Origin of the sequence: Pseudomonas sp. Sample_21 (assembly GCF_004307525.1) — a bacterium.
Lineage (GTDB): Bacteria > Pseudomonadota > Gammaproteobacteria > Pseudomonadales > Pseudomonadaceae > Aquipseudomonas > Aquipseudomonas atacamensis.
In genome coordinates, this window is record NZ_RCNZ01000073.1 from 21687 (window position 1) to 40813 (window position 19127).

Annotated in this window: 15 protein-coding genes; 5 read left to right on the plus strand and 10 right to left on the minus strand. The window is 61.1% G+C overall.

The genetic code is table 11. The features are described 5' to 3' along the window. Positions 1 to 28 precede the first annotated feature (28 nt). From D8U71_RS12665 to D8U71_RS12700, 7 genes are all read right to left on the minus strand, one after another. Complete coding sequence (locus D8U71_RS12665; RefSeq protein ID WP_016772910.1) at positions 29 to 1177, minus strand: iron-containing alcohol dehydrogenase; 1149 nt, start codon at positions 1175 to 1177, stop codon at positions 29 to 31. 285 nt (positions 1178 to 1462) lie between these two features. After that, positions 1463 to 2287, minus strand: coding sequence for an ABC transporter permease (locus D8U71_RS12670; protein WP_130887890.1), 825 nt, complete (start codon positions 2285 to 2287; stop codon positions 1463 to 1465). 12 nt (positions 2288 to 2299) lie between these two features. Continuing rightward, on the minus strand, positions 2300 to 3547 hold the full coding sequence (locus D8U71_RS12675) for an ABC transporter permease (protein ID WP_130887891.1): 1248 nt from the start codon (positions 3545 to 3547) through the stop codon (positions 2300 to 2302). A gap of 198 nt (positions 3548 to 3745) precedes the next feature. Further along, positions 3746 to 4789: an ABC transporter substrate-binding protein gene (locus tag D8U71_RS12680; protein WP_016772907.1), complete on the minus strand. Its 1044-nt coding sequence runs from the start codon at positions 4787 to 4789 to the stop codon at positions 3746 to 3748. A 48-nt stretch (positions 4790 to 4837) separates the two neighbouring features. Continuing rightward, positions 4838 to 5962 (minus strand): ABC transporter ATP-binding protein, encoded by a 1125-nt coding sequence (locus D8U71_RS12685; RefSeq protein ID WP_016772906.1) that lies wholly within the window; start codon positions 5960 to 5962, stop codon positions 4838 to 4840. Positions 5963 to 6294: 332 nt separating this feature from the next. Beyond that, complete coding sequence (locus D8U71_RS12695) at positions 6295 to 6924, minus strand: response regulator transcription factor (protein ID WP_003228820.1); 630 nt, start codon at positions 6922 to 6924, stop codon at positions 6295 to 6297. Positions 6925 to 7008: 84 nt separating this feature from the next. Beyond that, positions 7009 to 9405, minus strand: a complete 2397-nt coding sequence (locus tag D8U71_RS12700) for a sensor histidine kinase (RefSeq protein WP_130887893.1) — start codon at positions 9403 to 9405, stop codon at positions 7009 to 7011. Positions 9406 to 9479: 74 nt separating this feature from the next. On the opposite strand from D8U71_RS12700, the gene D8U71_RS12705 reads away from it, so the two are divergent. Beyond that, a complete protein-coding gene (locus D8U71_RS12705) occupies positions 9480 to 10466 on the plus strand; it encodes an alpha/beta hydrolase family protein (protein WP_123443844.1) in 987 nt (328 codons plus the stop codon). A 122-nt stretch (positions 10467 to 10588) separates the two neighbouring features. On the opposite strand, the gene D8U71_RS12710 is transcribed toward D8U71_RS12705, so the two are convergent. The 3 genes from D8U71_RS12710 to D8U71_RS12720 are packed head-to-tail and all read right to left on the minus strand — an operon-like array spanning position 10589 to position 13045. Further along, positions 10589 to 11356, minus strand: a complete 768-nt coding sequence (locus tag D8U71_RS12710; protein ID WP_110603577.1) for a TerB family tellurite resistance protein — start codon at positions 11354 to 11356, stop codon at positions 10589 to 10591. A 1-nt stretch (position 11357) separates the two neighbouring features. Next, positions 11358 to 12029 (minus strand): N-acetylmuramate alpha-1-phosphate uridylyltransferase MurU, encoded by a 672-nt coding sequence (gene murU, locus D8U71_RS12715; RefSeq protein ID WP_125925535.1) that lies wholly within the window; start codon positions 12027 to 12029, stop codon positions 11358 to 11360. Beyond that, on the minus strand, positions 12026 to 13045 hold the full coding sequence (locus D8U71_RS12720; RefSeq protein WP_130887894.1) for a phosphotransferase: 1020 nt from the start codon (positions 13043 to 13045) through the stop codon (positions 12026 to 12028). Before D8U71_RS12720 ends, murU begins: the two co-directional genes overlap by 4 nt. A 130-nt stretch (positions 13046 to 13175) precedes the next feature. Here D8U71_RS12720 and D8U71_RS12725 point away from each other — a divergent pair, with 130 nt between their 5' ends. From D8U71_RS12725 to rsmA, 4 genes are read left to right on the plus strand one after another with little or no spacing between them, the layout of a single operon-like run. Continuing rightward, positions 13176 to 15974, plus strand: coding sequence for an LPS-assembly protein LptD (locus D8U71_RS12725; RefSeq protein WP_130887895.1), 2799 nt, complete (start codon positions 13176 to 13178; stop codon positions 15972 to 15974). Next, a complete protein-coding gene (gene surA / locus D8U71_RS12730) occupies positions 15949 to 17271 on the plus strand; it encodes a peptidylprolyl isomerase SurA (RefSeq protein ID WP_177434901.1) in 1323 nt (440 codons plus the stop codon). The genes D8U71_RS12725 and surA overlap by 26 nt, the downstream gene beginning before the upstream one ends. Then, positions 17268 to 18257 (plus strand): 4-hydroxythreonine-4-phosphate dehydrogenase PdxA, encoded by a 990-nt coding sequence (pdxA, locus tag D8U71_RS12735; protein WP_016772897.1) that lies wholly within the window; start codon positions 17268 to 17270, stop codon positions 18255 to 18257. The genes surA and pdxA overlap by 4 nt, the downstream gene beginning before the upstream one ends. After that, entirely contained in the window at positions 18254 to 19072 is an 819-nt protein-coding gene (gene rsmA / locus D8U71_RS12740) for a 16S rRNA (adenine(1518)-N(6)/adenine(1519)-N(6))-dimethyltransferase RsmA (protein ID WP_130887897.1), read from the plus strand. Before pdxA ends, rsmA begins: the two co-directional genes overlap by 4 nt. Positions 19073 to 19127 lie beyond the last annotated feature (55 nt).

Below are 19127 nucleotides of genomic sequence, written 5' to 3' on the forward strand. Positions count from 1 at the left end.
TGTGCCATGAGCCCTCAGCGATCGCGCCTCAGTAAGCCGCGCGGTAGATCTTCTCGATATCGCCGGCGCTGAGTTTGCGCGGATTGTTGCGCATTAGCCGCTCGATGCCGGCGGCCTCCACGGCCATCGCCGGGATCGCTTCCTCCGGCACGCCGAAACTGCGCAGCCCGGCAGGGATTTCCACCGCCGCGCACAGGTCGGTCATGGCCTGCACGGCTTTGTCAGCAGCTTCGCTGGCGCTCAGATGAGCGGTCTTCACGCCCATGGCTTCGGCAATATCCTGCATGCGTTCGACGCAGGCCATTTTGTTCCAGGTCATCACATAGGGCAGCAGCAAGGCGTTGCTGACACCATGGGCAATGTTGAAGCGACCGCCCAGCGGATACGCCAGCGCATGCACCGCACCGACCCCGGCGTTACCGAACGCCATCCCAGCCATGAGGCTGGCGGTGGCCATGTCTTCACGCGCTTGCAGGTTGGCGCCGTTGGCGTAGGCCTTGGGCAGAGCGCTGGCGATCAGCTTGATTGCGCCGATGGCGAGGGAGTCGGTGATCGGCGAGGCGTTCACCGACAGATAGGATTCGATAGCGTGCACCAGTGCATCGACACCACTGGCGGCGGTAACGCTGCGCGGACAGGTCAGGGTCATTTGCGGACTGACCAGCGCCACGTCCGGCAACAGATAGTCGCTGACGATGCCTTTCTTCAACTGCGCGACCTTGTCCGAGAGGATCGCCACATTGGTGACTTCAGAGCCAGTGCCGGCGGTGGTCGGAATGGCGATCAGCGGCGGGCCCTTGCGCGGCACCTGATCGACGCCGAACAGATCTTCCAGCGCGCCGTGGTAACCGGCGTAGGCGGCGACACTCTTGGCAATGTCGATGGCGCTGCCACCGCCAAGGCCGATCAAACCGTCATGCCCGCCTTCGCGATAGGCGCGCATGCAGTCCTCGACGATGGCGATTTCCGGGTCGGGCAGCACACGGTCGAAAATCTCGTATTCGCGCCCGCCGAGTTGCACCAGCGCCAGCTCGACAGTACCGGACTTGACCAGCGCGGCGTCGGTGACGATCAGCGGATTATCGATGTCCAGACGGGTGAGTTCAGCGGCCAGTTGCTCAATGGCTGCGGCGCCGGTGATCAGTTTGTGAGCGATTTTGAACTGGGACAGACTCATGGTGCGCAGCCTCTTATAGATGTGGGAGCTGGGCACAAGATTAGCTGGGGATTTGGGGTTGTCTGCTATTCAGGGTGTGAATGGTTGATCGGATAGGAAGATCAAGAGCCCCTCACCCTAACCCTCTCCCGGAGGGAGAGGGGACTGACCGGGTTGTACTCTCGAAATACATCGACCTGAATTACCGAGTCGAACTCCGGCCGCGAAAGCCACGGAGATCTGCTCCATTCCCCCTCGCCCCCTTGGGGAGAGGGCTGGGGTGAGGGGTGGCTTTTGACCTTGATCTCAGACCTGCGCAGTACGCAGTTTCTCGCTGCGCCCGCGCAGCCATTCCAGCGTCAGCAGCAAGATCACCGAGAAGGCAATCAGCAACGTCGCTGCCGCTGCAATCGTCGGGCTCAGGTTCTCGCGAATCCCGCTGAACATCTGCCGAGGCAATGTCGCCTGCTCGGGTCCGGCAAGGAACAGCGTCACCACCACTTCATCGAAAGAAGTGGCAAAGGCAAACAGCGCCCCGGAAATCACTCCCGGCGCAGTCAGCGGCAAGGTCACCCGGCGGAATGCAGTCAGCGGCGATGCACCGAGACTCGCAGCAGCACGCACCAGGTTGTGATTAAACCCCTGCAACGTCGCCGACACGGTGATGATCACAAACGGCACACCCAATACCGCATGCACGACGATCAGCGAGAAGAAGCTGTTACCCAGCCCCAGCGGCGCGAAGAACAGATAACTCGCCACGCCGATGATCACCACCGGCACCACCATCGGTGAAATCACCAGTGCCATCACCAGTGACTTGCCAGGGAAGTCGCCACGGGTCAGGCCGATCGCCGCCAGCGTGCCGAAGATCATCGCCAGCACCGTTGCCGCCGGGGCGACGATGATGCTGTTCTTCAGTGCGCGCATCCATTCCGCCGAGGCGAAGAAGTCGTGGTACCACTGCAGCGAGAAGCCCTGCAGCGGATAGACCAGAAAACTCCCCGAGTTGAACGACAGCGGAATGATCACCAGCACCGGCAGGATCAGGAACAGCAGGATCAGGCCGCAGAGAATCCGCAGGCTGTAGAACCACACCCGTTCGATGGGCGACATGTAAGGACTCAGCATCGCAAATTCCCCTTAGCTCAGGCGCAGGCGACTGGCGCCGACCAGCCAGCTGTAGATCAGATAAAGCACCACGGTCGCCAGCAACAGCAGCCCGCCGAGCGCAGTGGCCATGCCCCAGTTGATGCTGGTGTTGGTGTAGAAGGCGACGAAGTAGCTGACCATTTGGTCGTTCGGGCTGCCGAGCAGCGCCGGGGTGATGTAGTAGCCAATCGCAAGGATGAACACCAACAGGCAGCCGGCGCCAACACCGGCGTAGGTCTGCGGGAAGTACACCCGCCAGAAACTGGCGAACGGATGGCAGCCAAGGGAGATCGCAGCGCGCATGTAGGTCGGCGAGATGCCTTTCATCACGCTGTAGATCGGCAGAATCATGAACGGCAGCAGGATGTGCACCATCGAGATGTAAACGCCGGTGCGGTTGAATACCAGTTCCAGCGGTTTATCGATGATGCCCATGGCCAGCAGCGCACTGTTGATCAGACCGCCGGATTGCAGCAGCACGATCCACGCTGCGACCCGCACCAGAATCGAAGTCCAGAACGGCAGCAGCACCAGTATCATCAGCAGGTTGCTCTGCCGCGAAGGCAGGTTCGCCAGCAGGTAGGCCAGTGGATAGGCGAGCAGCAGGCAGATCACGGTGATGACCAGGCCCATCCAGAACGTGCGAGCGAAGATGTCGAGGTAGATCGCCTGATCCGGGGTGGCTGGAGCCAGTTCGCCGAGGTCATCGATGCGGTGATCGACCGCCGCCAGCAGGTAATACGGAGTGAAGCTGCTGGTGTTGCGTTTCACCGCTTGCCAGTAGGCCGGATCGCCCCAGCGTTCGTCGAGCGCTTCCAGCGCTTCTTTATAAGAGGCCGGTTCGCTGGCGAACGGCAGCGCCCGGGCGGTTTTGGTCAGCAGGCTGCGGTAGCCGGCCAACTCCATGTTCAAGCGCTTGGACAGATCGCCCAGCGTCTGGTTTTTGCGGGCTTCGGCGAGGTCTTCGCTGGCAGCCTTGTACACCGGCTCGGCCGGCAGACCACGACCGTCCCAACTGGCGATGGCGGTGACAGTGCGCGGCATGCCGCCAACCACTTCCGGGTTGCCGACGCTTTTATAGAGCAGCGCCACGATCGGCACCAGAAACACCAGCAGCAGAAACAGCACCAGCGGCGCAATCAGCGCCTGGGCTTTCCAGCGGTTGACCCGCTCGGCGTGCTTGAGCTTCTGCTTCAAGGTGGGGCTGGCGCCCTCGTTCAGGGGAACGGCGATGGCCATGACGTACTCCGCAAATCTTTGATCGTTACAGAGGTGGCGAACCACCTCGAACTTTTGCCAGTGATCGTTCCCACGCTCTGCGTGGGAATGAATCCAGTGACGCTCTGCGTCACACAGGGACGCGGAGCGTCCCGGGCGGCATTCCCACGCAGAGCGTGGGAACGATCATCCGGAAAGCCATCGGTCCGCATGCTTGGCTTATTTGGCAGCCCAAGAGTTGAAACGCTGTTCCAGTTGCTCGCCGTTATCAGCCCAGAAGCTGACGTCGATCTGCACCTGGTTGGCGATGTTTTCCGGGGTGGTCGGCATGTCTTTCAGGACATCCTTGGCCAGCAGCGGCACGGCTTGGGTGTTGGCCGGGCCGTAGGCGATGTTTTCCGAGTAGGTCTTCTGCTGCTGCGGCTGCACCGAGAAGGCGATGAATTTCTTCGCCGCTTCCGCGCGCTTGGCGTCCAGACCTTTCGGGATAGCCCAGGCGTCGAAATCGTAGATGCCGCCGTTCCACACCACTTTCAGATTGGATTCTTTCTGCACCGCCGCGATGCGACCGTTGTAAGCCGAGCTCATCACCACGTCACCGGAAGCGAGGTATTGCGGCGGCTGTGCACCGGCTTCCCACCACTGAATACTTGGCTTGAGCTCATCGAGTTTCTTGAAGGCGCGATCCTGGCCGCCCTTGCTCGCCAGCTCTTTGTAGACGTCTTTCGGCGCCACGCCATCGGCCATCAGCGCGAATTCGAGGGTGTACTTGGCGCCTTTGCGCAGGCCACGCTTGCCCGGGAATTTCTTGGTGTCCCAGAAATCCGCCCAGCTGGTCGGTGCGGTTTTCAGCTTGTCTGCGTTGTACGCCAGTACGGTCGACCAAACGAAGAAACCTACCCCGCACGGCTGAATGGCGCCTTTGACGTAGTCTTCGGTCTTGCCGAACAGCGCCGGGTCGAGTTGTTCGAACATGTCTTCGTCGCAACCACGGGACAGCTCTGGCGATTCAACTTCGACCAGATCCCACGACACGCTCTTGGTGTCGACCATGGCCTTGACCTTGGCCATTTCGCCGTTGTATTCGCCGGCAACGATCTTGCCGTTACCCGCCGCTTCCCACGGTGCATAGAAGGCTTTGACTTGCGCCGCCTTGTTCGCCCCGCCAAACGACACCACGGTCAAGTCCGGGCCGGCGGCCATTGCGCCGGTCGCACCCATCAGGCCCAGAGTCAGGGCGGTGAACTTCAGGGATCTCAACATTTATTGTTCTCTCCACGTGCAGGGTTGGTGTTGGTATTGCCGGGGCGCTTAGTGCGCCTCTAAAAGCGGATCGAGCGCACGAACGTGCTCGACCTGCCAGCCAAGCGGAACCACGTCGCCGACAGCGAGCGCGGGATCGAGCTCGGCAATCGGTTGTTTCACGAAGAAGTCGGTCTTGCCGCAGACTTCCAGGCGCACCCGGACGTGGTCGCCCAGATAGATGAATTCCGCCACCCTCCCTGAGAAGCGGTTGACGCATTGATCGCTCGAACCGTTGAGGCTGACGCGCTCCGGACGGATCGACAGAGTCACCGGTTCGCCCGTCTGGCCAACGTTGACGGCCAGCGCCTCGACCTTCTCTCCACGCCCCAACTCGACCACGCAGCGCTCGCCGCTCTGGCTGAGCAGGCGGCCGTTGAGGCGGTTGTTCTCGCCAATGAAGTTGGCGACAAAGGTGTTTTTCGGTTCTTCGTAGAGCGTGCGCGGCGGCGCAATCTGCTGGATCTCGCCTTGATGGAACACCGCGACGCGGTCGGACATGGTCAGTGCTTCACCCTGATCGTGGGTTACGTAGACCACGGTCACGCCGAGGCGCTGGTGCAGGTGCTTGATCTCCATCTGCATGTGTTCACGCAGTTGTTTGTCGAGGGCGCCCAGCGGCTCGTCCATCAGCACCAGTTGCGGCTCGAATACCAGCGCGCGGGCCAGTGCCACACGTTGCTGCTGACCACCGGACAACTGCGCCGGATAGCGCGAAGCGAAGGCATCGAGCTGAACCATGCTGAGGACTTTCTTCACCCGCTCGCTGACATCGCTTTTATTCAAGCCGCGCACGGTCAACGGGAAAGCAAGGTTCTCCGCGACAGTCATGTGCGGAAACAGCGCGTAGTTCTGGAACACCATGCCGATATCGCGCTTGTGCGGCGGCACGTTGTTGATCGAACGCCCGGACAGGAGGATTTCACCGGCGGTCGGCGTTTCGAACCCGGCGAGCATCATCAGGCTGGTGGTCTTGCCGGAACCGGACGGCCCGAGCAGGGTAAGAAATTCGCCCTTGCGAATGTCCAGGTTGAGGTCTTTGACGATCAGGTTCTCGCCGTCGTAGCTCTTCTGCACACCACGAAAGCTGACCAGCACATCACTGGTCCCTGCGCTTGTATCGACCTGGCTCATACCCACACCTTTGTTGTTGATGACTGCTTGTTCATCAAGCCTAGTGGCTGGCGGCGGCCACGCAAATCGGGGCGCAGGAGAGAATCGCTTAAGTGCAATGGAAGGTTGGGGGTAGGGATTGCCCTACAAGGATGGCGCTAATGGATAAAGCAGTGGTGAGCGGTGGGCTGCAAGCCGCGAGCAAGGGCAAAAGCGTTTGTCGCTAACAGATATGCCAACTCCGAACCTGTGGGAGCGAGCCTGCTCGCGGATGCGGTGGGTCATCAAACTGAATGGCTGACTGTTACGCCGCTTTCGCGAGCAGGCTCGCTCCCACATGAGGGCGGTGACGGTCAGAGGAGTTTGTGCTCCATCGCATATTTCACCAGTTCGGCCAAGGAGGTGATGTTGAGCTTCTGCATCAGCCGCGCCTTGTGGGTGCTGATGGTCTTGCTGCTCAGGGCCAGTTGCTGGGCGATGTCGTTGACGTTGGCGCCTTGGGCCAGGCGTTCGAACACCGAGAATTCGCGTTCTGACAACAGCGAATGCAGCGGCCGGGTATCGGTCAGGCCGACTTCGAAGACCATGCGGTCGGCCAGTTCCGGGTCAATGTAACGCCCACCTGCCGCGACTTTGCGAATCGCCGTGAGCAGCAGCGCCGGATCGCTGTCCTTGGTCGCATACCCGGCCGCGCCGACCTTTAACGCGCGCGCGGCCATTTGCGCTTCGTCGTGCATCGACAGCACCAGAATCGCCGGCGGATTGTTCAGCGCACGGATACGCGGGATCGCTTCCAGGCCATTGACCCCGGGCATGGAGATGTCCAGCAACACCACCTCGCACGGCACGCTGCGCAGGGTTTCGAGCAGTTGCTCACCATTGCTCGCCTCCCCCACCACTTGCAGATCCTTGGCCAGGCCGATCAGTTGCTTGATGCCCTCGCGGACGATGGTGTGGTCTTCGGCTACCAGTACACGGATCACGTTCTTCTCCAGATTTCAAGTACACACCAATCCCTGTGGGAGCGAGCTTGCTCGCGAAGGCGCCAGTCCAGACACCGCAACATGTCAAACCTCACTCACCGGCACTCGCACCACCAGACTGGTGCCCTCCCCCGGCTCACTCACCAGCTCCAGCCGCCCGCCCATGATCAGCACCCGCTCACGCATGCCGACCAGGCCAAACGACGTCGGCCTACCCTCGGCCGCGACAAATCCTACGCCATCATCGCTGACGGTCAGACACAATTCATCGCCCGCAAGCTCCAGCGTCAGCTCCACCGTGTGCGCCTGAGCATGGCGCATCACGTTGGTCAGCGCCTCCTGCAAAATCCGGAACAGCCCCACCGCTTTGGCATCGCTGAGTGCCGGCAGGTTGTCCGGCACCTGCACCAGACACGGTATCTGTGTGCGCGCCTCGAAACGCCGAGCCTGCCACTCGATGGCCGAGGCAATCCCGGCATCAAGGATCGGCGGGCGCAACGCCGTCGCCACATCGCGCACCAGCTGAAATAACTGTGCGATCAGGCGCTTCATGCTGTTGAGCCGCTCGTTGAGTCCCGGATCGAGTTGCGCGTAGGCCAATTCGCACATCGATGTCTCCAGTTTCAGCACGGTGAGCATCTGCCCCAACTCATCATGAACTTCCCGGGCGATGCGCGCCTTCTCTTCTTCGCGCACGCTTTCCAGGTGCGCCGACAGTTCGCGCAGTTGCTCGCGCGAGGCCGCCAGTTCCAGCTCGATGCGTTTGCTTTCGCTGATGTCCCAGACGATGCCGTCCCACACATAGGCGCCGTCCTCCAGCTGGCGGGTGATCGCTTTGATCTCGGCCCAGCGCTGCTCACCCTGGCGCGTGACGATGCGGCCCTGCCACGACCAGTCGCTGTCCGTGTCCAGCGCCTGATCCTGGGTGCGGTGATAACTGGCCTTGTCGTCGGGATGCACCAGGCTGCGCAGGCCCATGTCGCGATGAGCGATGGCTGCCGGCGCATAACCGACCAGACTTTCGCTGCCCTCGCTGATGTAGGCAAAGTCGATCTGCCCGGTGACCGGTGCCCGCTCCAGCCTGAACACCAGACCCGGAACGTTGGCGGCGATGCCTTGCAGGCGCGCCTCGCTTTCCTGCAAAGCGGCGAGCGCGCGGCGGCGATCGGTGACGTCGGTGAGGTAGACCACCAGATATTCACTGTCGCGAAAACGCAGGAAGCTCAGGGAAACGTCCGCCGGCAGCACACTGCCATCGGCGCGCAGGCAACTGGTTTCGAAGCTCAAGGGCCCTTCTTCACTGGCCCGTGCACGCTTCCACAGATTGAGCCAGCGATCCATGTGCAGGCCGGGCTCGAAATCGATCAGCGGCCGCTCGATCAGCCCGCCCGAGGGATAGCCGAGCATGTTTTCCGCCGCGCGGTTGGCGTAGCGCACATGGCTGTCCCAATTGACCCAGAGAATGCCGACGGTGCTTTGGTCGATGGAAAACTGTGTCAGCCGCAGCGCCTCTTCACTGGCCGCGCGCAACGCAATGTCTTCGCGGGCGCTGAGCAGGCGTTGTTCGAGGCTGTGCTGTTGGCGCCGCTGCCACGCCACGATTGCCGCGCAACTGAGCAGCATCACCGCGAACAACAGGCTGAGGTTCTGCCAAAACCCCGGCGACTCGGTCAGCCGTGGGTATTTCGGCTGCAGCCATTGGTTGTGCAGTTGTTCCAGATCCTTGGCCGGGATCGCGCGCAAGGCGCTCTGGACGATGCCGGCCAGCTCCGGCCAATCGCGCCGCGAGGCCACACGCAGCAGTTGCGGCAGGCCGATATCGCCAACCACCACCAGTTCGGCAAACTCCGGCTCCACCGACAGCCGGCCCAACTGTGCTTCGTCGACCACCGCGTAGGAGGCTTGCTGACTCAACAGCAGTTGCAACGCTTGCCGTTCCAGCGGCACGCCTTGCAGATTCAAGTGCGGATAGTTGCTGCGCAGGTAATCGGCGGTGCTGCTCGGCATGCGCACGGCGACGCGGGTCTGGCTGTCGAGCTTTTCCAGATCGACCGCGCCGCTGCTTTTCTGGTCGCTGACCACCAGTTGCGGCACGCGCATGTAGGGGTCGGAAAACTGCCAGACGCGCAGCGCGCTCGGGGTCTGGCTGAGGCCCGGAGCGATGTCGATCTCGCCCTCGCGCAAAGCGTTTTCCAATGCCCCCAGATCCTGAAAGTTGCGCCAGCTCAGTTCCACGCTGAGGGTCTTGGCCAGCAGTTTCATCAACTCGACATTGGCCCCGGACAATCGCTGCAGGCGCCGATCGTAGGTCGCGTAGGGCGCCTGCAAGACCAGGCCGACGCGCAATTCGTTGTGCTGCGCCAGCCATTGTTGCTGGCTCGGCGTCAGTTGTGCCCCATGGCCCGGTGGCGCAGGCGCCGCCCAGCCCATCAAGGGAAACCACAAACAGCCGATAACCCACAGGCAGCAAAATCGCTTCATTGAAGTCTCATACACTGACAAATTCTGACCAACCCATTAGGCTGCCGGGATACTTTTCTGGCCTGGAATAACCGATGCCCTCTGTCTACCGCCTGGCACTGCCAGCATTGTGCCTGTCGCTGATCTTGCCTTGTGCGTTTTCCGTCGAAGCCGCCGACCCGGCGCCTGCCGCCACGGATAAACCCGCCGAAGAAAAACCGGCCGAGCGCCAGCCACTGCTTGAGCGTAGTCAGGAAGAGGCCGCCGCACTGCAACGTAAACTGCCGGCGCAAGAGCAGCAACAACTGCAGGCTGGCAGCGACACTTTCCTCGCCCTGTGGAAACCGGCCAACAGCGCCGAGCCCAAAGGCGCGGTGATCATCGTTCCCGGTGCCGGCGAAACCGCTGACTGGCCGCAGGCAATCGGCCCGTTGCGACGCAAATTGCCGGATGTCGAGTGGAGCAGCCTGAGTATCACCCTGCCGGATCTGCAAGGCGACGCCATTGCTCCGCGCGTGATCGAACCGGCCGCGGCGCCGAAAGCCCCGGAAACCACAAGCAAGGATGCCGCCACCGCACAACCGATCGAACAGGCCGCTGGCGGTGAAGCGGAGGTCGCCGAACAGGTGGTCGCCGAAACCAGCGAAGAACAGGCCAAGGCCGACGCCGAGCGCATTTTCGGACGCATCGACGCAGCGATTGCCTACGCCGAACAGCAGAGCGCGCGCAGCATTGTCGTGCTCGGCCACGGCACCGGCGCTTATTGGGCGGCGCGTTTTCTCAGCGAGCGGCAGACGCCGCAGGTGGAGAAACTGGTGATGGTTGACGCGCAAGCACCGGCCAAAGCCCTGCCGCCACTCGCCGAACTGACGCCGACGCTGAAGCTGCCGACGGTGGATATTTTCTACATGGACAAAGCGCTGGATCGCAACGCGGCGCTGGAGCGCATGCAGGCGAGCAAGCGCCTGAAGACCTCGGCGTTCAGCCAAGTGGCGCTGAAGGTGTTGCCGGACAAGAAGGCAGAGCAGGAACAATTGTTTCGGCGGGTGCGGGGCTGGTTGAATCCTCAGGCTGTTGACTGACTGTTACACCGAGTCGCCCCTCTTCGCGAGCAGGCTCGCTCCCACATTGGATCTATGCACAATTCAATGTGGGAGCGAGCCTGCTCGCGAAGGGGCAAGCACAAGCAACACCCATCTAACTTCTAGCGAAAATCCCGCCGCTCGCGAATCAGCGTATAAGCGCTATGCAATTCCCGCGTCCGCTCGGTCGCCTCACGTACCTGCGCCGGGGTCGCGCCGCTGCCGGCGATCTTGTCCGGGTGATGGCGACTGAGCAACCGTCGGTAAGCGCGCTTGATCTGCGCCGGCTCGCTGCTCGCCGACACCCCAAGCAACTTCATTGCCTCCTGGTAACTCACTGCCGCACTGACGATCGGCCGCTTGCCCGGCTCGTAATCGCTGGCCAATGCCTGCACCTGCTGCGCCGTCCAGCCGAGCCATTTGCCCCACTGCGCCAGCAACTCGCGTTCGCTGACCCCGGCGCGACCATCAGCCCAGACCATTCGCCAACAGGCACGCAACACTCCTTCGGCCGCGTGCGGTTGCGCACTCAAACGACGCAGATAGCCGCGCAGATTGTCGCTGCCGGACTTGCCGCGATTGAATGCAGCAATGGCCCGCCGTGTCGCCGGCTCGCTCATTTCCAGCGCGCGCATTTCGTTGCGCGCCTGCTGGATATGCCCGTCAGTGACGCGCCCGTCGCTCTTGGCCAGACGCCCGAGCAACACGAACAGCAGTTCGTCGTTGCGCAGCATCGGCCGGCCGCCGAGCTTTTCGCGCAAGTGTCCCCAGCTCTGCAAGTGCAGGCGCCGATCCAGCGCCTGCCCCAACAACGCCCCAAGCATGGCCCCCGGAATGCTGGCAATCGCGTACCCCACTCCGGCTCCAATCAGAGTCCCTGGCCACAGCATCTCAGCGACTCGCTTCTATCAAAGCTTCGGCTTCGGCCAGACGCTCGTAGGTACCAACATCTACCCAATGCCCCTTCAGGCGCTCGCCCGTCACTTCACCTTTGGCCATGGCGTTGCGTAGCAGCGGTGCAAGCTTGAAAGCGCCATCGCTGCAACCGTCGAACAACTGCGGATGCAGCACGGCGATACCGCTGTAAGTCAGCGTCTGCGCATCAGGCTCGCCGTCCCGCACTTTGCCGTCGATGAGAGTGAAGTCGCCTTTCGGGTGATGCGGCGGATTGTCCGCCAGCACCAGATGCGCCAGGCCATTGATCGGCTGGTGCAGCACGCTGAAGTCGTAATCGGTCCAGATGTCGCCGTTGACCACCAGAAACGCATCGTCACCAAGTAACGACAGCGCACGGAAAATCCCGCCACCGGTTTCCAGCGGCTCGCCTTCCGGCGAGTACTGGATGCTCAGGCCGAAACGCGAACCGTCGCCCAGATGATCCTCGATCTGCTGACCAAGCCAGGCGTGGTTGATGACGATTTCGTTGAAGCCTGCGGCCGCGAGGGCGCGCAGGTGATACTCGATCAGCGGCACGCCAGCGGCACGCACCAGCGGTTTCGGCGTGGTCAGGGTCAGCGGGCGCATGCGCTCGCCTTTGCCCGCTGCCAGAATCATTGCCTTCATGCCGTCGCTCCAGCACGCAAGCTGCTGAACAGCGCTTGCAGTTCCGCCAGTTCAGGACGGCGGGCGATCACTGCTTCTATATAAGAGAAGAAGCGCGGCACATCGGCCAGATAGCGTGGCTTGCCATCGCGATGGCAGATACGCGCGAAGATGCCGATGACTTTCAGGTGACGCTGCACGCCCATCAGGTCGCTGGCGCGCAGGAAGTCTTCGAAATCCGCCTGCACCGGAATGTCCAGTGCCGAGGCCTGCTGCCAGTAACTTTCCAGCCAGCCGCGTACACGTTCTTCCGGCCAGCTGAGGAAAGCATCCTTGAACAGGCATGTCACGTCGTAGGTCACCGGGCCGTAAACCGCGTCCTGAAAGTCCAGCACGCCGGGGTTGGGCTCGCTGAGCATCAGGTTGCGCGGCATGTAGTCGCGGTGCACCAGCACTTTCGGCTGCGCCAGCGCGCTGTCGATCAGCAACTCGCTGATGTGCTGCCATTGTTGCTGCTGGGCCGCATCGAACTCGACGCCCAGCTCGCGCTTGACGTACCACTCGGGGAACAATTCAAGCTCGCGACGCAACAAGGCGACGTCGTAACTGGGCAACGGCGCAACCATCGGCAACTGTTGAAAAGCCAACAGCGCTTGCAGGGCATCGTGGAATAACGCGTTGGCATTTTCGCCATCGATCACGTCGAGATAGGTCTTGTTGCCCAGGTCATTGAGCAAAAGAAAACCGCGTTCTAGGTCTTCGGCGTAAATTTTCGGCACATTAATTCCGGATTTCGCCAGCAAAAAAGCGATATCCACGAACGGTTTGCAGTTTTCCTGGGGCGGCGGCGCGTCCATCACGACGAAGCTGCGGCCATCGCCCTCCCAGCGGAAGTAGCGGCGAAAACTCGCGTCGCTGCTGGCCGCGGTCAACGTGGCCGGGGGCACGGTGCCCCAGCCCTGCTCGGCAAACAGCTTTGCCAACTGCTCATCGAGCCAAACTTTCAGGTGTTGCAAGCGTACATCTTGGTCAGGCATTGCAAGGGTCTCCGACGGCGCTAGCCGTCAAGCGGGTCATGCTTTATTATCCAGCATCTTTTTCAGACCATCGAGAGGCGTGCGGCCCACACCGCGGGCAGATGGCACGCAGGAAGCCCGGACTAATAAGATGGCATTGAAATCCCCCGCGTTTCGTAAAAAATTTCCGTTGTTGGTAACCGGCAGTCTGCTGGCTATGCAACCTCTGGCCAGTCAATTCGTTGTTGCCGCCGAGCAGTATGACTGCTCCGTCTCGGCTACGGGTGGCTGGGACTGTGCGCCCAAGTCGCCCGCCGCGGCATTGCCGCCGCGCCCGGTACATGACGGCAGTGCCGTCAGCGCTGCCGGCGAGCCTGCGGCTGACAAGGGTTCCGACGCCGACACTGGCGCGAAAACCGCACTGGTCACCGAGTCCAAGGGCCGCGGCCTGAAATCCCGTAGCGAAGACTACAGTCACCTCGACTGGGTTCCGCGCGAGAAGCTCACCGCTGCGCAATTGGCCGAGACCGGTCCTTACTGCTCTGGTTCCTATATCGAACCGATTCGTCCTGGCATGAATGACAAGACGAATAAAAGTGACGCGCCGACCTTCATCGGTGCCAAAGCGTCGCGTTACGAGCAGGACACACAAGTCGCCAGCCTCGCCGGTGACGTGATCATGCGTCAGGGCAGCATGCAGGTCGAAGCTGACGAGGCCAATCTGTATCAGGCCGAGAGCCGTGGCGAACTGGCCGGCAACGTGCGCATCCGTGACAACGGCGCGCTGATCGTCGGCGACCACGCCGATGTGCAGCTCGACACCGGCGAAGCCAAGGTCGACAACGCCGAATACGTGATGCACAAATCGCGCATCCGCGGTAACGCGCTGTACGCCAAGCGTGCCGAAAACGCGATCATCCGCTTGAAGGACGGCACGTACACCACGTGCGAACCGAACAGCAACGCCTGGCAGCTCAAGGGCAACAACATCACCTTGAACCCGGCCACCGGTTTCGGTACGGCGACCAACGTGACGTTGCGCGTCAAAGACATCCCGATTCTGTACACCCCGTACATCTACTTCCCGATCGACGACCGCCGCCAGTCAGGTTTCCTGCCGCCGACCATCGGTTCGGGCAGCGACACCGGCTTCATGCTGGTTACCCCGTACTACTTCAACCTGGCGCCGAACTACGACGCCACGTTGTACCCGCGCTACATGAGCAAGCGCGGCATGCTGGTAGAGGGTGAGTTCCGCTACTTGACCAAGTCGAGTGAAGGGCAGTTCGGTGCGGCGTACCTCAATGATGAGAACGACGATCGCAAGCTTCAGTCCGACTACAAAGACACTCGCTATATGTACAACTGGCAGCACAAGGGCGGTCTCGACTCCCGCGTGCTCACAGAAGTTGATTACACCAAGATCAGCGATCCGTATTACTTCCAGGATCTGCAGACCGATCAGATTGGTGTGAAGAGCGATGATTTCGTCAATCAGCAGGGTGCGGTCAGCTATCGTGGCGACAACTACACCGCACGCCTGAATGCTCAGCAATATCAGCTGGCTACCGTTTCCAACATCACACCGTATGGTCGTCTGCCGCAGATCACCTTCAATGGTCAGCTGCCGTACCATCCGGAAGGTCTGAATTTCGATTACGAGACCGAGCTGGTTCGTTTCGATCGCGATCTACGTGATGGCGACTTCATCAATGAAGATGGCATTGCCGAACGTCGTCTGGACACAAACATCACCGGTCTGGCCCGCGCCAACGGTGATCGCCTGAATCTGAAGCCGGGCGTCAGCCTGCCGATGAACTGGACGTATGGTTTCCTCAAACCATCGTTGAAGTATCAGTACACGCAGTATCAGCTTGATCTGGACAGTACCGGTAAATCGCAGATCGATGCGATGACCGCAGAACAGAAGAAGCTCAACGGCGAATTCGATAGCAATCAGAACCGCGGTGTTCCGATCGCCAGCATCGACAGCGGCCTGTACTTCGACCGCAACACGTCGTACTTCGGCAAAAACTACCGTCAGACCCTGGAACCGCGCCTGTTCTACCTCTATGTACCTGAGGTTGATCAGGAAGACATTCCAGTATTCGACACCAGCGAAACGACGTTCAACTACTCGTCGCTCTTCCGTGACAACCGCTTTACCGGCTCCGACCGTGTCGGTGACGAGAACAAGCTGTCTCTGGGCGTGACCAGTCGCTGGATCGAAGACAACGGTTTCGAGCGTCAGCGCATCAGCGTCGGCCAGGCTCTGTACTTCAAGGATCGCAAGGTCCAACTGCCGGGTATCGCTTTCAACGATCGTGACGACGCGAAATCCGACGTTTCGCCATACGCGCTGGAATACGAATACCGCTGGAACCGCGACTGGCGCACTACTGCCGACTATAACTGGGACCCGGACAGCCGCAGCCCGCGCTCTGGCAGCGCGATGTTCCACTACCAGCCGGAAGACAACCCGAACAAGGTCGTCAACGTCGGTTACCGCTATCGTAACGACCAGGTTCGTTACGACCAGAACACCGGTCGCTGGACTGTGGGCGGTGGCGACTATGGCACCCCGGGCCAACCTGGCTACGTGAAGGACTACTACAAGATCCAGCAGCATGACTTCTCGGTCATCTGGCCGATCGTTCCGCAGTGGAACGCTATCAGCCGCTGGCAGTACGACTACAACCGCAATCGCACGCTGGAAGCTTTCGGTGGTTTCGAATACGACAACTGCTGCTGGAAACTGCGCCTGATCAACCGTTACTGGGTTTCCTATGACGAGTTCAGCCAGGAAGCTCCGCAAAACGAAAAAGGCGACCATGGCGTCTTCCTCCAAATTGTTCTGAAGGGACTCGGCGGCCTGACTGGCGCCAAGGTAGAGAGCTTCCTCGACAAAGGCATTCAAGGTTATCGTGAACGTGAAGACCAAGCTTTCTGATTGTCTGCGCCCGGTGCTGCTGGGCGCGTTGTTCCTGGGTACGGCGGCCAACGCCGCCGTACAGTCCATCGATAAAGTGGTGGCGATCGTCGATAACGACGTGGTCATGCAGAGCCAACTGGACCAGCGCGTTCACGAAGTTCAGCAGACCATCGCCAAGCGCGGTGGCGGCCTGCCGCCTCCGGGCGTGCTCGATCAGCAGGTGCTCGAGCGTCTGATCGTCGAAAACCTGCAACTGCAGATCGGCGAACGCTCGGGCATCCGCATCACTGACGAAGAGTTGAACCAGGCTGTCGGCACCATTGCTCAGCGCAACAACATGACTGTTGATCAGTTCCGTGCTGCGCTGGCTCGCGATGGCCTGAACTATGACGACGCCCGTGATCAGATCAAGCGCGAGATGATCATCAGCCGGGTGCGTCAGCGTCGCGTGGCAGAACGCATTCAGGTGTCCGAGCAGGAAGTGAAGAACTTCCTCGCCTCCGATCTCGGCAAGATGCAACTGTCCGAAGAACTGCACCTGGCCAACATCCTGATTCCAACCCCGGAAAGCGCCAACTCTGAAGCGATTCAGAGCGCTTATCGTCAGGCCATGGATGTTTACCAGCAGCTCAAGCAAGGCGCTGACTTCGGTCAGATGGCCGTGGCCAAATCCGGCAGCGACAACGCGCTGGAAGGCGGCGAGATGGGCTGGCGTAAAGCCGCGCAACTGCCACCGCCGTTCGATCGTGAGCTAAGCAGCATGGCGGTTGGCGACATTACTCAGCCTGCGCGTACACCGGGCGGCTTCATCATTTTGAAGCTGCTGGGCAAACGTGGCGGCGAAGCGCAGATGCGCGATGAAGTGCATGTGCGTCACATCCTGGTCAAGCCGAGCCCGATCCGCGACGAAGCCAAGACCAAGGCACTGGTGCAATCGTTGTATGACCGCATCACCGCCGGCGAAGACTTTGCCGAACTGGCGAAAAACTATTCGGAAGATCCGGGTTCCGCCCTTAACGGCGGCGACCTGAACTGGATCGACCCGAACGTACTGGTACCGGAATTCCGCGAAGTGATGGCTTCTACCCCACAAGGTCAGCTGTCCAAGCCATTCCAGACCCAATACGGCTGGCACGTGCTGGAAGTCCTTGGCCGTCGCGCCACTGACGGCACCGAACAGGCCCGTGAGCAGCAAGCAATGACCGTACTGCGGAACCGCAAATACGACGAAGAGCTGCAGACCTGGCTGCGTCAGATCCGTGACGAAGCATACGTAGAGATCAAACTTCCTGGTGCAGACCAGGCAGCGCAGTGAAACCCAAGCGTTTCGCGCTGACACCCGGCGAACCGGCCGGCATCGGTCCCGACCTGTGCCTGCTGCTCGCTTCGCAAGCCCAGCCACATCCCCTGATTGCCATCACCAGCCGCGACCTGCTCCTTGAGCGGGCCGCGCAGCTGGGGCTGGCCGTCAGTCTGCTGGATGTCGCGCCGGGGCAGTGGCCAGATGTTCCAGCGCCGGCCAACAGCCTGTACGTCTGGGACACGCCGCTCAGCGCACCGGTAATCGCCGGGCAACTGGACAAGGCCAACGCGGCATTCGTCCTCGAAACCTTGACCCGCGCCGGCAACGGCTGCCTGAATGGCGACTTCGCCGGGATGATCACTGCGCCGGTACACAAAGGTGTGATCAACGAGTCGGGCATCGCATTCTCTGGACACACTGAGTTTCTCGCCGACCTGACGCACACCGCGCAAGTAGTGATGATGCTGGCCACTCGCGGTTTGCGCGTGGCGCTGGTCACCACGCATCTGCCTCTGCGCGAGATTGCCGACGCGATCACCCCGGAACGGCTGGAGCGCGTAACGCGAATCCTGCACGCCGACCTGCAAGACAAATTCGGCATCGCCCGGCCACGCATCCTGGTCTGCGGACTCAACCCGCACGCCGGTGAAGGCGGCCACCTGGGCCATGAAGAAATCGACATCATCGAACCGACATTAGAGCGCCTGCGCGGCGAGGGCATGGACCTTCGTGGCCCGCTGCCTGCCGACACTCTGTTTACCCCCAAATATCTGGAGCACTGCGACGCAGTGCTGGCGATGTACCACGACCAGGGCTTGCCCGTGCTCAAGTACAAAGGCTTCGGCGCTGCCGTCAACGTGACGCTGGGCCTGCCGATCATCCGCACCTCGGTCGACCATGGCACCGCCCTGGATCTGGCCGGCAGCGGCAGGATCGACACCGGCAGCCTGCAAGTCGCCCTGGAAACCGCCTACCAGATGGCCGAGACCCGTTTATGAACGAGCAATACCAACACAAGGCGCGCAAACGCTTTGGTCAGAACTTCCTCCACGATGCCGGCGTTATCGACCGCATTCTGCGCTCCATCCACGCCAAGGCTGACGATCGCCTGCTGGAAATCGGCCCCGGTCAGGGTGCGCTGACCCAAGGTTTGCTGGGCTCCGGCGCGCAACTCGACGTAGTGGAGCTGGACAAGGATCTGATCCCGATCCTCAACCAGCAGTTTGCCGGCATGAGCAATTTCAACCTGCATCAGGGCGATGCGCTGAAGTTCGACTTCAATACGCTGAATGCCGCGCCGAACAGCCTGCGGGTGGTTGGCAATCTGCCGTACAACATCTCCACGCCGCTGATTTTTCACCTGCTGAACAACGCCGGCATCATTCGTGACATGCACTTCATGTTGCAGAAAGAAGTGGTCGAGCGTCTGGCAGCAGGCCCTGGTGGCGGTGATTGGGGTCGTCTGTCGATCATGGTTCAGTATCACTGCCGTGTAGAACATCTGTTCAACGTCGGCCCAGGCGCATTCAATCCGCCGCCGAAAGTCGATTCGGCGATCGTTCGTCTCGTGCCGCACGCGGTACTGCCGCACCCGGCCAAGGATCACAAGCTGCTGGAGCGCGTGGTACGCGAAGCCTTCAATCAGCGCCGCAAAACCTTGCGCAATACCCTCAAGCAATTGCTCAGCAATGCCGAAATCGAAGCCGCCGGCGTCGATGGCAGCCTGCGTCCCGAGCAGCTGGATCTGGCTGCATTCGTGCGCCTGGCCGACCAACTCGCGATACAGGTTCCGGCCACTCCTGCCGCCGACTGACTCGCGATGAACGCTATCGGGCAGCACACCACTCTGGTTTACTGCCCGATACTTG